This is a genomic window from Ruegeria sp. AL12, from assembly GCF_056540885.1.
This window is the reverse complement of sequence record NZ_JBQFXN010000002.1, coordinates 616,116-630,808: the sequence shown is the minus strand read 5'-3', so window position 1 is coordinate 630,808 and position 14,693 is coordinate 616,116. Positions and strand designations below refer to the sequence as shown.

General features: G+C 57.1%; 9 protein-coding genes. 5 read left to right on the top strand and 4 right to left on the bottom strand.

Features of this window, described 5'->3' with window-relative positions; translation table 11 throughout:
• Positions 1-7: 7 nt before the first annotated feature.
• The 4 genes from rfbD to ACR0C6_RS10670 form a co-directional block, all read right to left on the bottom strand.
• Positions 8-871: a dTDP-4-dehydrorhamnose reductase gene (gene rfbD, locus ACR0C6_RS10685; protein WP_480446989.1), complete on the bottom strand. Its 864-nt coding sequence runs from the start codon at positions 869-871 to the stop codon at positions 8-10.
• Complete coding sequence (rfbB, locus tag ACR0C6_RS10680; protein ID WP_480446988.1) at positions 868-1,908, bottom strand: dTDP-glucose 4,6-dehydratase; 1,041 nt, start codon at positions 1,906-1,908, stop codon at positions 868-870. Before rfbB ends, rfbD begins: the two co-directional genes overlap by 4 nt.
• Positions 1,905-2,474, bottom strand: a complete 570-nt coding sequence (rfbC, locus tag ACR0C6_RS10675; RefSeq protein WP_171640951.1) for a dTDP-4-dehydrorhamnose 3,5-epimerase — start codon at positions 2,472-2,474, stop codon at positions 1,905-1,907. The genes rfbB and rfbC overlap by 4 nt, the downstream gene beginning before the upstream one ends.
• 378 nt (positions 2,475-2,852) lie before the next feature.
• A complete protein-coding gene (locus tag ACR0C6_RS10670; protein ID WP_480619202.1) occupies positions 2,853-4,901 on the bottom strand; it encodes a dockerin type I domain-containing protein in 2,049 nt (682 codons plus the stop codon).
• A 160-nt stretch (positions 4,902-5,061) separates the two neighbouring features.
• On the opposite strand from ACR0C6_RS10670, the gene ACR0C6_RS10665 reads away from it, so the two are divergent.
• Genes ACR0C6_RS10665 through ACR0C6_RS10645 form a run of 5 tightly spaced genes read left to right on the top strand, consistent with a single transcriptional unit; the run spans position 5,062 to position 14,622 of the window.
• Positions 5,062-8,973, top strand: a complete 3,912-nt coding sequence (locus tag ACR0C6_RS10665) for an Ig-like domain-containing protein (protein WP_480619201.1) — start codon at positions 5,062-5,064, stop codon at positions 8,971-8,973.
• A 47-nt stretch (positions 8,974-9,020) separates the two neighbouring features.
• Complete coding sequence (locus ACR0C6_RS10660; RefSeq protein ID WP_480619199.1) at positions 9,021-9,854, top strand: SapC family protein; 834 nt, start codon at positions 9,021-9,023, stop codon at positions 9,852-9,854.
• Positions 9,841-11,184: a TolC family protein gene (locus ACR0C6_RS10655; RefSeq protein WP_480619197.1), complete on the top strand. Its 1,344-nt coding sequence runs from the start codon at positions 9,841-9,843 to the stop codon at positions 11,182-11,184. The genes ACR0C6_RS10660 and ACR0C6_RS10655 overlap by 14 nt, the downstream gene beginning before the upstream one ends.
• Entirely contained in the window at positions 11,181-13,328 is a 2,148-nt protein-coding gene (locus ACR0C6_RS10650) for a type I secretion system permease/ATPase (RefSeq protein ID WP_480619195.1), read from the top strand. Before ACR0C6_RS10655 ends, ACR0C6_RS10650 begins: the two co-directional genes overlap by 4 nt.
• A complete protein-coding gene (locus ACR0C6_RS10645; protein WP_171233236.1) occupies positions 13,312-14,622 on the top strand; it encodes an HlyD family type I secretion periplasmic adaptor subunit in 1,311 nt (436 codons plus the stop codon). The genes ACR0C6_RS10650 and ACR0C6_RS10645 overlap by 17 nt, the downstream gene beginning before the upstream one ends.
• Positions 14,623-14,693: the final 71 nt, after the last annotated feature.

The window sequence follows — 14,693 nt, the reverse complement described above, 5'->3', positions numbered from 1 at the left end:
TCAAGGTTCAGCTGGTCGCTGACTTCAACTCGCTCAATATCTCGGCCAGTCCGGCTTTCCAGTCGGGTCTCTGGATTCCGAACACATTATCCAGCCGCGAACAGTCCATACGTGAGTTCAGCGGCCTGGGTGCCGGCGTTGGGTAAGCCTCAGTTGGAATATCCTCGATTTCGACCGACAAGCCGGATTGAGAAACAACTTCACGGGCGAAATCCGCCCAGCTGGCATCAGGTGCACCGGAATAGTGAAACACCCCCCCTTTGGCTTCGAGGCCAGCCTTGGCCATTTTCAGCAAGGTTTCGGCGATGTCTGCAGCAGGTGTTGGCCCGCCGATCTGATCTGCGACGATGGTCAGCTTGTCACGGGTTTCTGCCAGTCGGAGAATGGTCTTTGCAAAGTTCTTTCCATGGGCCGAAAACACCCAGCTTGTGCGCAAAATGGCATAGTGGCCGCCAGCCTCTGCGATCTGGTGTTCGCCGTCCAGCTTGGTTCGACCATAGGCCCCCAAGGGCCCGGTCGGGTCATCGGTGTTCCAGGGGGTCGTACCAGAGCCGTCAAAAACGTAATCCGTGGAAATATGCAGAAAAGGCAGGTCGCGGGCCGCGGCGGCGCGCGCCATTGCACCGGGTGAATCTCCGTTGATCCGTTGCGCCAGGTCGCTTTCTTCTTCGGCCTTGTCCACCGCCGTATAGGCGGCCGCATTGATGATCACGTCCGCATCCGTATGCCGGATGGCGTCTGCACATTGCGACGGGTCAGACAGGTCCGCCGCGGCGCGATCCAGAGCTTCAACCAAGACACCATGCGCCTGTCCGCGACGCCGCAACTCGGTCGCCACCTGCCCCCCGTGGCCGAACACCAGCGCCTTCATTTGGCAACACCCAGCCGCTCACCCACGCCACTGCGGGCCTGTAAGGCGTTCAACCACGCGCTGTTGTCCAGATACCACTGAACCGTCTGTTCCAGCCCAGTTTCAGGCGTGTAGGAGGGACGCCAGTTGAGTTCGGTGCGAATCCGGGTCGGATCGATGGCATAACGCTGATCGTGACCCGGGCGGTCAGCGACGAACGTGATCAGGTCCGCATAGGGCGTTTCACCCGGCTTGAGGCGATCCAGGATCGAACACAGCATTCTGACAAGATCAAGATTGGTCATCTCATTCTCGCCACCGATATTGTAGCTGCGGCCCAGTTCACCCTTTTCGAGCACCAGTAACAGGGCTTCGGCATGGTCATCGACATGCAGCCAGTCGCGAACGTTGTCGCCTTTCCCGTAAATCGGGATCGGTTTGCCTGCCAGCGCGCTGAGGATGACAACGGGGATCAGTTTTTCCGGAAACTGGTAAGGGCCGTAGTTGTTGGAGCAATTTGTAAGAACCACTGGCAGGCCGTATGTTTCACGCCACGCCCGCACGAGGTGATCCGATCCCGCTTTCGAGGCAGAATAGGGTGAGTTCGGCTGGTATGGGCTGTCTTCGGTGAAAAACCCGGTTTTTCCCAAGGACCCAAAGACCTCGTCGGTTGATATGTGATGAAACCGGAAATGCTCGGGCCGGCCGGCACCCACCCAATAGGCGCGTGCGGCTTCCAGCAATACATAAGTACCGGTCAGGTTCGTGTCGATGAACGCGGCCGGGCCATCGATCGAACGGTCAACATGGCTTTCAGCGGCCAGATGCATGATCGCGTCTGGCTGGTGCCTGTCCAGTATCGCCGACATGGCGGCGGCATCCCGGATATCCGCATGTTCAAAAACGTATCCCGGCGCATCCGCAACAGAGGCAACATTGTCCAGACAGGCCGCGTAGGTCAGGGCATCGACATTGACGACCGAATGCCCATCGGCAATCGCGCGACGGATAACGGCAGAGCCGATAAAGCCCGCCCCGCCCGTAACCAGAATTTTCATTGTGTGTCCTCGAATACAAAAGGAGATTCAATTTCGCGCAGAAGTGGTGCGATCCGATCTTTGTCGGACAGCTGGGGTTCTGAATTGCTCTGTGGCCATTCTATGCCGATATCGGGATCGTCCCAACGAACCGCGCCTTCGGTTTCCGGCGCGTAGGTATCAGAACACTTGTAGACGATCTCGGTCTCCGGCTCCAACGTCACGAACCCATGCGCGAACCCCGCAGGAACCAACAGCATCCGCCCGTTCTCGAAACTCAGTTCTTCACCGACCCAGTGACCATAGGTGGGCGAGCCTTTGCGGATATCGACCGCGACATCAAACAGCCGCCCACGACCGCAGCGCACCAGCTTGGCCTGCGCCCTTGGCGGAGCCTGAAAATGCAATCCGCGGACCGTGTTCACCGTGCTCGAAAGGGAATGATTGTCCTGAACGAATTGCGTATGAATCCCTTGTGCCGCAAAACTGTCGGCATTGTAGGTTTCCTCAAAGAACCCGCGATGATCGCCAAAACGCTTCGGGGTGATCAGTTTCACTTCCGGAATGGAAAGCGCCAATATTTCCATTGTTACTAATTTTCATCTCTGTGTTGATGTCTCGGCCTGCTATGTCACATTTGCTCCACCGACGCCAAGACCTATGTTGTCCGATCAGCAATTTGAGCGGCTTATCGGTTCTGAAGGTCAGGCGATTATCGCAGGCAAGTTGCGATTCTGGTAGAATTCATTGAAATTATTGGACCATCTCCGCATGAAAACACAGGGATGGAACAGATAGTGAAGCCGCAAGCGCGACAACGCTTGGGTCGAAACCAGAAGCACCGCGACATGGGGCAGCATTCGAGCGCTGAGGCTGAGGCGCGTCCATTTGGCCGCAAAAGCCACTCCGCACCTTACTGCTTAAAAAAGGTACAAGTCTGCTTTGGCCGAGATATCTTTCGGCGCTCAGGCCGCTTCGAGATTTCCCAACAAGACGGAGGTCATGTCCACGTTGATGACCCCATCCACCGCCACGACGTCGACACCCGTCTGATAGGTTACATTGTCCTTGGTAATCCCTGAAAGGTCCGCGTTCTCATCCAGAAATACCCATTCAGGGCCATGGGCCGTGGGCTGCCCAACGGCGACTTGCAAAATTGCAAGCGCATCCAGGGCGTTTACAGTGCCATCTGTGTTGACGTCTGCGGCTATCAGGTTTTCCGCGGTCGCAGGACCCCATGTCGGATCAAGACCAACCGAGATGCGCAACACTTGCAAAGCGTCCAGCGCGTCAATCTTTCCGCTTGCCGTGGAATAGTATTTGGTGATGTCCAGCACTCCGGGAAAGGTGCCATCGGGCAATTCCAGATCGAACCGCCCCTGATCATCTGCGGTGCCGGATACCGTGCCCCCGCCATCCGGCGTGAACCGGATTTCCGCATCCGTCAGCCCCGGATTCGCAGCCTCGCTGTCCACCGTAATCTGCCCGACCAATCCACCAGAGCTGCCCGGTGTCTGCCCGCCCAGGTCCCCGAAATCTACCGGGATGTGATCCGGTCCGGCGAAGCCTGCGCCAAAGATATCCGTGCTTGTCAAAGCGCCGCCCGAGGCGGATTGGACCTGCACGACCTCGCCACGATATTCGATCTGAGCCCCGTTTGCCGTGCTGGTAAAGGTCAGTTGCTGAGGCGACCGCAACAACGGGTAGTCGAACATATCCAGACGATCCACGCCCGCCTGAAAATCGGTTATTGTGGTCAGACCACTACCGGACTGCATCACGAAGATGTCGGCCCCTGCACCACCCGACATCGTCGTCGCACCCTTCCCCGCGATGAGAATGTCGTCTCCGGCGCCTCCCAACAGGGTCGTGTCCAGTATACCGCCGCTGAGGATATCGTCCGACGCGCTCCCGTTTACGGTACCGAACCCCTTGCGCACCACACCCAGATCATCGACCGGGACCGTCAGGACGTTCACCCCGGCATCCTGTTGTGACGTCACGAGAATTTGCAGCTCGTCGCCCACATGTGCAACCGCCAGCGATTCGACATTCTGCAATCCACTGGCCAGCGTATCCTCGAAACTGTCCATATGAACAAGTTGACCTTCGGGTGTCAAAGTGAACAGAGACAGGCCATCATCGCCGCCGCCTGCAACCACAAAGACCCGACCGTTCACGTCTATGACCTCCAGATCCTGAACCGATTCAAACCGCGTATGAAGCGTATCAAGCACATGGTCCGTCGCCTTCAAACTTCCATCGCTGTTCAATTGAAGAACACTGAGAGAGTTGCTTACGGACCCCGCCACCACGACCCAGGATTTACCGTATGCCTCTACGGTCTCGACATCCGTTGGAGTAGAAACACCAAGGGTTCCGAGCGCCGAATCATTGTTGATCTCGGTTAAAGTGCCGGTGCCGGAATCGATGCGATATGTCGAGACAGAGTTTGTTGCCGCGTCACTTGAGATCAGAAAATGTTCCGAACCCGACCGCAACGTCTGCATGGCATCCGCTGTGCCGGCAATCAAACCCGCAAGACTGAGCGTCCCGTTCGCGTTCACATGGTAGGTTCCGATATTGCCTGTATCCTCATGCGCCATCGCAAGGACACCCGAAGACCCAAGTGAAAACTGTACGATGGCCGAGATATCTCCGCCTCCGTTGAGCACACCCGTTTCCTTCAGGTTACCGATCGTTCCGTCCGCGTTCACGTCATACCCGACCAGGCCCGTGGCAGTGTTGATGTCGAGCGCAATCTGCTCGGTTCCCGCCAGCGTTATCGACGTGGCACTGCACCCCACCTGGAAGGTGATCGAACCGCTGTAATACTCGGTATCAACCAGCTGCGGCAGGGCACCGTCGACCAGCCGCCAGACCGCGACGCCGCCACCCGGGCCGGTCACCGTGTAGAGATACGTATTCCCGTTAAGCGTTTTTAAAGCCGTATCGCCGATACCTGAATCGAGCGCCGTGCTCCCCGTTGCCACTACACTTTCGAACTGAAGCATCACAGCCATCACCTCCCGCGCCACCCCTGGCAGTTACGGCAAGATGACCAGATGAGCAGACCGAAACCGAAGCAGAATTGTGGTGAAAACGAGAAGTTCGGTTTCAGTTTAACTCAATTTTTTCAGGTCCGATCGCAACGGCAACAAATGGGAAAGACAGATGAGCAAAACGCCAAACAGCACATCCTTTCCTGTTGCGATGATCGCGGACACCACATGCGAGGGCAAGATGACCAAAGCACCTGAGGCCAACAATCGTCCGGCGGCTGACTCAACGGACGGAGATCGCAAATCTCAAGTTCAACAATGGATCAATGGTAAGCTTGGTCGTTGGGCGGGTCGAGGCGCGGCTGGCGGCCTCATGTCCACTTTGATGGCATTGCCTGCCTTGTCACAAGCAACCATCGAAGAGCTTTACGCCTTCCAGTTCGCAGAGACAATACCGGGTGTACGCTCCGCCAAGTTGCTGAAAAACGGCGATGTTCTTCTGAAAATGGCAGACGGTCGAACCATGATCGTGGCGGCGGAAAACGTGCAGGTTCTGGACAGCGGCGCAATCATGATTGCGGAAGCGGCGGTTGCTGAAATCGCCCAGTTCAGCGCAGCTGAAGCCGGTGCAGCAGCTGGCGGAATCAGCGGCGCCGGGGCTGCATTGGGCGGCCTCGGGCTGGCCGGCGCAGCTGCCGCTGCGGGCGGGGGCGGTGGCGGCAGCGGCGATTCCCCGGAACCTGTCGCGCCAGCGCCTAAACCCCAACCCCAACCGGAACCGAGCTATACCAGCCTGAACCTGGCCGAACTTCAGGCAACGGCATTGAACAGTGCCATTACCAATGCCGCCGCACCCGAAGGAACATCGACAGTCGAGGTCACCATAGGTTCGCTGGTCAAAACCGTAACACCCAACGATGACGGCAGTTGGAGCATTTCTCTCACTGCGGCCGAAGCAAATGCGCTTCCGCAAGGCGTCTCTACGGTGACAGTCAGACATCTGGACGATTCAGGCACGGAACTGTCCAGCGAATCCGTCAAGTTCGATATTGATACAATTCCGCCAACCCTGTCGATCACCGGGTTTTCCGATGGCGCTGTTTTGAATGCGATCGAACAGGCAACGGATCTGACGGTCACCGGAACAACCGATGCAGAAGACGGGCAGACCGTTACCGTCTCAATGAACGGGCAAAACTATTCGGGCACGGTATCCAATGGACAATGGAGCGTCACCGTTCCCGCAGCAGACCTCTCGGCCCTTCCTGATGGCGCGACGATTGCCGTTACCGCGGATGTTGCTGACGCGGCGGGAAATCCCGCACCACAGGCGAGCGGGAGCTTCGATACTGATTTCACTGCACCAACTGTTTCTCTGGATCCCGTGGCTGGCGGCTCGATAGAACTGATCGACGTCGCCGGCGACCTGGCCTTGACCGGTTCCACCACGGCAGAGGATGGTCAGACCATCATCGTTACGTTCAACGGACAAGTGCACACAGGCACCGCTTCTGGCGGAAGCTGGAGTGTAACGATCCCCAATTCCGATCTGAGCAGTCTTTCCACCGGAGTACCTGCATCTGTTCTGGTAGCCGTCGAGGACGTGTCGGGCAATCCGGCAGTGCCGCTTCTAGTATCGGTTCCCGTAGACCTGACCGGTCCTTCCATTTCGATAACACCGCTTCCTGTTGGTTCCGTACTGAACGCAACCGAAGCCGGATCCGACTTGACCATCAGCGGGCTGACGTCAAATGTTGAGGATGGTCAGCAAGTTACCGTAACCTTGGATGGTCAAACATATTCCGGAACAGTATCCGGCGGGGCCTGGAACGTGACTGTGCCAGCTGGGGATCTGGCGTCCTTGTCGGATGGAGGCAACTTCTCTGTTACCGCAGATGTCGACGACGCCAGTGGCGTGACGGCACCGCAGGCCGCAGTGACACTTTCCAAGGATGTGACCGCGCCGACGCTCAGCATCGACAGTTTCTCGGACGGAGCTGTCATGAATGCAGCCGAGCGGGCCACGGATCTTTCCATCTCGGGCAGTACGACAGCTGAAGACGGGCAAATCGTAACCGTCAGTCTGAACGGGCAGTCCCATAGCGCAACGGTTTCCGGCGGCAATTGGAGCGTAACTGTACCTGCTTCGGATCTGGCAGGTCTATCTGACGCGTCGACCGTCACCGTGACCGCTGATGTCTCGGACGCTGCCGGGAATCCGGCACTGCAAGCGAACAACAGCTTTACCACCGATTTCACGCCACCGACGATCGGAATTTCAACCGTATCCGACGGGGCCGTCATGAACGCCGCTGAACAAGGAACCGACCTGACGGTGTCAGGAACTTCCGATGCGCCGGACGGAACAGTTGTTACCGTCGAAATCACGCGCGCTGACGGCACTACGGACGTCACCGGAACGGCTACGGTAACCGGGGGTACTTGGACCTATACGGCAACCGTGACAGATTTGTCTGCCCTGCAAGACAACGAGACTTACAATATCAATGCGTCGATCTCGGACGCGGCGGGAAACAACAATCAAACCACGACAAGCTTTGCCACTGACTTTACAGCACCTTCGATAACCATAAACAGTCTGCCTGTGGGTGCCGTGTTGGACGTGACCGAGAGGGGCGTGGATCTTGCAATCTCAGGCACGACCACGGCTGAAGATGGCCGGCCCGTTTCGGTCACATTCGGCGGGCAAACCTATACAGGCGTTGCATCAAATGGTTCGTGGGCAGTTACCGTTCCAGCAAGTGATCTTGGAATGCTCTCTGACGGAACGAGCTATACTATTTCCGCCACTGTTGACGATCTGGCAGGAAACAGCTCGGCCGCCGCGAACAGCTCACTTTCCACAGATTTTCGCCCCCTGTTGACGTTGAACGATGTCGGGGTCAACAATTCGATTGGTCTTGCCGATGCCAAAGCTTCCGGAATTACTCTCGGCGGGTCATCGACCGGATTGTCAATCGGCCAGTCGGTGGATGTCACGTTAAACGGCAGTTCGGTCGGATCTGCAACGGTGGCCGCAGACGGATCCTGGTCGCTGGCTGTCGCGGTGTCCAACTTTTCGACAGTGGAGGCAGGTGATGACCTTGTCTTTTCCGCGCAGGCGACAGTTGCGGGTGGACCAGATCCGCTGCCGGTTTCCGAGCAGGCCGTTGCGCACGAACCCGCCGCCTATGTGATCTCTGAAGTTGGGCGCTCGGGATCTACGGTGACATTCGCAATCCATGCCGAAGCCGACCGCGATATCTCTGGCGGTCTGGCTTTGACGGCAGAGCTCGGATTTGACCCTTCGGTTGTCACATTCAACACGGCGTCGGTTTCGGAAAACAACGCCTTCGATTTGTTCTTGGCCAGCCCGGGCGCCGGGGGCGCGATGAATTTTGCTGGCGCGGCGACAACCTTTACAGATCTTTCTCAGCCGCTTGTCGCTTTCACGATGACGATCCAGGACTCCAGCCAGCCTATTGAGCTGACAATCAAAACGTCTGATGGCGGGCCAACGACAGTGCAGTTTGGCACCATTGGCGATGACACGCTCACCGCTGCGAATACGGACACCATCACGCGCGGCGGTGACGGCGACGATACCATTGATGTTTCTGCAGCAGGGCGAGACATCGTCGTCTTCGAGGCCGACCCGGCCAGCAATGGTACAGACACTGTGACTGGCTTTACGATTGGCCCGGCTGCGGATGTAACCGACGCATTGATGTTCCATGGGCTGGACACCAATACGCTTCGCGGTGATGGCACCGGATTCGAATTGCTTTCCACCGGAGACACGTTGGGCACGAACACCGGATTTGTCGGCCTCAGCACGGTACTCACCGACCTCAACCTCAGCACAATCGAAGCCGCTGCCGAGAGTCTTGCCGGAGCCATGGCGGGCGATGAGCTTTACGTGATGGCAACCGACGGAACAGACAGTGTTCTGGTCAAGGTAGATTTCCAGGCGGCGAACGATGCCAGCGTTGAAACCGTGGCCACGTTCCAAGACCTGAGCGATCTGAGCGGCCTGACCGCAGATAACATCCTGCACACTGACCCGACCGGGGCAACGGCCTGATCCAGACCGGCGCACATACAGACGTAATTCAACATCATGAGGCGGTTATGGCACAGAATGGCTTAACTCCGGTCAGTCTTGGACGACATGGTCATCGGTTCTGGAGGCGGTTCACCTCGTTCGATTTCGCACGGACTATGGCAGATTGCCCTGTGGTCGAACTAGAAATTCTTCAGGCCGCCGCCACATTTCCAATCACTTTTCGGAAATCTGAACACGGGTTTTATCCAGTGGCTGTATTGTCCATGCAACCGGACCAGCCTACGCCATTTGTGTCAGCACATGGCAAATGGCTCGCGACTTATGTGCCATGCGTCTTGCGCTGTGCTCCGTTCCGGCCACGACTGATTGAACCGGATGGTAACGGCCGTGACGAATTGCTTGTCGACGAAACGGCGGGGCTTGTCACTGACAATCCGGAAGACGAGGTATTCTTCGACAAATCAGGTCAACTTGCGCCGGAACTGAAAAAAGTCGCAGCTTTCTTTAGCGCCCTGAAAGTGTCGATGAAATACACAACTCATCTGTGTCGTGTTCTTGCTGACATGGGATTGTTTGGTTCACTGACCACTTTTCAGGGAGTTGAGTTTCCGAGCGGGCATTTTGGCGTCACGCAGAACGCCCTGGAGAAAATTCCCCGCGCGCACTTGTCACTGCTTACTTCGAATGGGGGGTTGCGACTGATTCACGCTCATCAGATTTCGCTGACCCACAGTATCTGGCTGACACACGCACATGCCCGCGCGCATCGGGAAGCTGATACTTCTCTGACACAACAGACCACCGGTGTTTCAGGGTTCTTGGACGCGTTGGTTGCGGCGCAACAGAAAGAAGAAGCCATGGACCATTGCAGGCAGGAGGGTCATCATGCGTTCCTGTAAAGCAGTTTTGTCCTGGGTTGCGTTCGCTCTGCTCGCAATACCGTTGTCCGCCTGCACGCCCCCTCCTGATTTGACTCTAGTGGCAGTGTCTTTTGCACCCGGGACCACCGGTGCCGGGGCAGTAAAGCCATCGTTAAAGCTCAGCAGTAGTGCATTCGGGCAACGCGTGCGCCAGGCGGTAGAGACAAGCCCGACATTGGCGCAAAGCAATACAAGGATGGATATCGCATCAGCCAATCAAGATGCAGCGGAAGGCGCCTTTCTTCCGCAGATTTCGTTGGGAATAAATGCACGGTCCGAACGGGTCGAATCGGACATTGCAGATGTTTCACCCTATCTGAGAATTTCACAATTGGTTTATGACGGTGGGGCTGCCTCGGGGGACCTGACGGCAGCCCGGGCACGTGTTCTGGAAACACGGGGCGATCAAATTCAGACGGCATCAGCCACGGCGCTGGCCGCCATCGAGACCTATGTGCTTGTCATTGATCAAAGAAAGCTACTCCGCATCGCGGCTGACAATGTCTCGGTTCATGAAGAACTGGTGCGTCAGATTTCGGACCGCACAGCGGGTGGCGCCGGTTCAAATGCTGATGTTCTGACCGCGCAGTCCAGAATGGCAGATGCACGCACAAGACTGGCTGACGCACGATCACGAACTGATCGGGCCGAAGCGCGGTTTCGAGAAGTGTTCGGAACTTTCCCCGGCTCATTGCCCCCTCCTGTACCAGCTCCACCGCTGAATAGAAGTGATGCCCAGATCGTAATGAACAGCCCTCAGATCCGCAGGGCGGATGCCCGCTTGCTGGCAGCCAAAGCCGAATGGTCGGCCGCGCAGGCACGGCGCAAACCGAACGTTCGGGTCGCCGCATTTGCCAACCAGGATGACACTCGGGACGCAAATTTTGGCGTGGATCTTTCTTTCAACTACGAGCTTGACAGCACCGGCCAACGCCGCGCCGCCATCGCAGCAGCAGAAGCCAAAGTGAAAGAAACGGAGTTCGCGAGAGAGCAATTGGTTCGCGAAATCATGCGGGAGCTGGGCTTTATTCGATCCGATCAAAAAGCAGGCGCAGAACGGCTGCGCGCGGCCCGTATTGCGGCAACTGCCAATGCCGACAGTGTTACTGCATCCCGCGCACAGTTCTCGATTGGGCGTCGCAGCCTGATCGAAATTCTGGACGCTCAACGCGATTACGTAAATGCGCAAGAACGCCTGATTCTGGCCGAACAGAGTTATTTTCTGACCAACTACGCGGCACTGAGCCTTACCGGAGACATTCTGGACCTGCTCGGACTTTCGCTTGGCAATTGGAACGAGGTGAAATGAGCACGTTGAAATCAATGCCGGATCGCGCCCGTTTGACATGCTACGAAGCCTGCATTCTGAATATCGCCGCGACGCTTGAACGCCCTCTGACCCTTGCAACGATCCAGGCGTCGCAGACCGGTTCAGACGGGGATCTGACTGTTCGTGACATCCTCTCGGTGGCGGAAAACACAGGTCTACAGGCGGGCTATGGCGCGCGGCGCATCGCGAGTTTTGACGAAGCATTGGCTCCGGCCTTGTTGCTGATGACCGAAAACAAGGCTGTTGTGTACCATGGCCGCGCAAAAAACGGTGCCTTGCTGGTCTATGACCCGGAACTTGGCGAAGGAATCGGTGAAGTTTCAGAAGGACAGCTGGCCAAGTCCTACACCGGTTTCGCGGTCTTGTTTCGGCGAAATCATACAGATGAACTGGACACCGGTCACACGGCTTACCGAGGTCATTGGTTTCGTGCGGCGCTGTCCGCCAATCGATGGACTTACATACAGGTTGCTCTCGCCGCGGCACTGGCAAACCTTCTTGGCTTGTCGACCTCTGTTTTTATCATGGTTGTCTATGATCGCGTGTTGCCCAATGAGGCAACCGAATCGCTTATTGCCTTGACGGCGGGCGTGGCCCTGGCGCTGCTATTCGACTTCGCGCTGAAATTGCTGCGGGCAGCATTCATCGACAGGGCCGGGCAAAAAGCCGACTTGCTCATGGGGCGGCGAATTTTCGACCACGTTCTGAACATCCAGATGAAGTCACGCGCGGGTTCCACCGGCGCCATGACAAGTACCATCCGTGAGTTCGAGACCCTGCGCGAGTTCTTCACGTCCGCAACGCTTGTTGCCGTCGTGGATCTGCCGTTCATCGGGTTGTTCGTATTTGTGATTTACCTGGTCGGCGGACAACTGGCATTGGTCCCGGCTCTGGCCGTGCCTGTGGTTCTGCTGACAGGTTTGGCCGTACAGCCGCTTCTGTCCCGCATGGCAGAAAAGAACCTGTCTGACGGGCAATCCAAACAATCGATCCTCGTGGAAGCTGTCTCGGGCCTTGAAACGATAAAGACAACGGCCGCGGGCCGGCAAATGCGTTCCCGATGGGAGCAGGCGATAGAACGGCAATCCTCGCACGGTGCTCAGAGCCGGGCCGTTACACAATTTGCTCTCAACCTCACCGGTTTTACGCAACAAGCGGCACAGGTGTTGATCGTATTTTATGGTGTTTTTCTGATCACAGACGGTCAGACCAGCATGGGCGCTTTGGTTGCCTCGGTGATGCTGACAGGGCGGGCACTGGCACCTTTGGGGCAGTTGGCGCAGACGTTGACAAGGCTTAACCAAGCCCGAAGCGCATACCGAAACCTCAACGCGCTGATGATGGCGGAAAGCGAACGCCCACAAGGCCGAACATGGGTGAACCGGCCCCATTTCAAAGGGGCGATCGCCTTCAACAACGTGTATTTTTCCTACCCTGATCAGGGGGAAGATACCCTGCAAGGCGTTTCATTCACGATCAAACCGGGTGAAAAGGTGGCGATCCTGGGTCAGATTGGCTGCGGGAAAAGCACCATCGCACGTCTTTTGCTTGGATTGTACGCGCCGCGTGTAGGATCTGTCACATTCGAAGGCCTTGATATCCGCCAGATCGATCCTGGTGATCTGCGACGCAATATCGGATCCGTCCTGCAGGATATATGGCTCTTTTCCGGATCAGTCCGGGACAATATCGCAAGCGGCACAATCCGGCCAAAAGATCACGAACTGATCGAAGCAGGCCGCGCCGCCGGGGTTGAGGATTTCGTGGCCAACCATCCCGGGGGTTACGATCTTCAACTCGCGGAACGCGGCGAAGGCCTCTCTGGCGGACAGCGGCAAGCCATTGCCCTGGCAAGGGCACTCATAGGCCGTCCGCCGGTTCTCCTGCTGGATGAACCAACAAGCGCGATGGATGTCAAAACCGAAGCCCAGGTTATCCAACGTCTGAAAGAATGCACGGCAGAGTCCACCATGGTTGTCATTACACACAGAACCAGCCTGTTGGAGCTTGTTGACAGAGTCATCATCCTTGAACACGGGAAAATCGCGGCGGATGGCCCCAAAAGCATGTTGACGCAACATGTTCGTCGGACAGGGAGGCGCTTGAATGTCGCAGCATCCTGATCTGGCCACCCTGGCGCGCGAGATGCAGGGACGCTCTCCTGTTCGGAGTTCCTTGCTGCTTTTGGTGATTCTGCTCTGCCTGATCGCCGCGCTATTGTGGGCGCATCTGACCGAACTGGACGATGTCACGCGCGTGGACGGCCGGATCGTGCCTTCCGGAGACATCCAGCTGATCGAAGCCACCGAGCCCGGCGTATTGCAGTCGTTGCATGCGCGCGAAGGCCAACTGGTCGAAAAAGGTTCACTGCTGATGGAACTGGAAACAACCCAAATTGACAGTCAGCTCAGTCAGGAACAGCAACGCGCGTTCGGGCTGATGGCGCGCATCCAACGTCTTCGGTCCGAAATTGATGGGACACAACTGGATTTCGATGTTCAACTGATCAACGGCGCGCCTACCGTCGTGCAATCCGAAACTGCACTGTACCAAGGCCGGCAGGCTGAGTTGGAGGCAGAAATAGCCATCCTGGAGCGTCAGCGTCAGCAAAAACAGCGAGAGTTTGAGGAAGGCCTGGTCGATCAAGTGACGGCAGAAGAAACCCTGGTGGTCCTGGCCGAAGAGAGGGCCATCATGGCGCCGCTGGTCGAGCGTCAAATGGAGCCTGCAACAACATTGCTTGCGTTGCGGCGGAGTGAAGCCGAATGGCGCGGTCGCAAGGTGCGGGCAGAAGCTGTGACCAACAGGTTGCAAACGGGCTTGGACGAAATCGATGATCGGATTCAAGCGGTGCGAAGCCGGTTTCGCAGCGCCGCGCTGACGGATCTGGCGCTTGCTACTGCCGAGCTGGCTGCCTTGCAACCCGCCCTGCCCGCTTTGCGCGACCGGGCGTCAAGGGCACAGGTTCGGTCTCCGGTACGCGGCATTGTAAACCGGATTCATCGCTCCACCATCGGCGGTCTCGCCCGCAGTGGAGAGGACCTTGTTGAAATCGTGCCGCTGGACGACACATTGCTGGTTGAAGCCTATGTAAAGCCTGAGGATATCGCGTTTTTGCACGCTGGTCAGCCTGTGAAGGTCAAAATCACGGCTTATGATTTCGCACGATACGGGGCGCTGGATGGTGAAATCATCCGCATCGGTGCAGACACGGTCACACGATCAGAGCGGAATGACGAAGAGGTCTTTGTGGTCGAGATCCGAACCAAAAGCACCATGCTTGATGGGAATGGCATAGCGGTCGAAATCATACCTGGAATGATCGCCGAAGTGGACATTCTATCTGGTCGCAAAACAGTGCTGGATTATATTCTGCAACCGGTTGTGAAGATAAAGGATCAGGCATTGCGCGAATGAGCGATGGGGTAATTGGGGGCAGACGTGTCACTTCCGATACGGAAATCTCGGTGTCAGCAGCTTCAGCACGG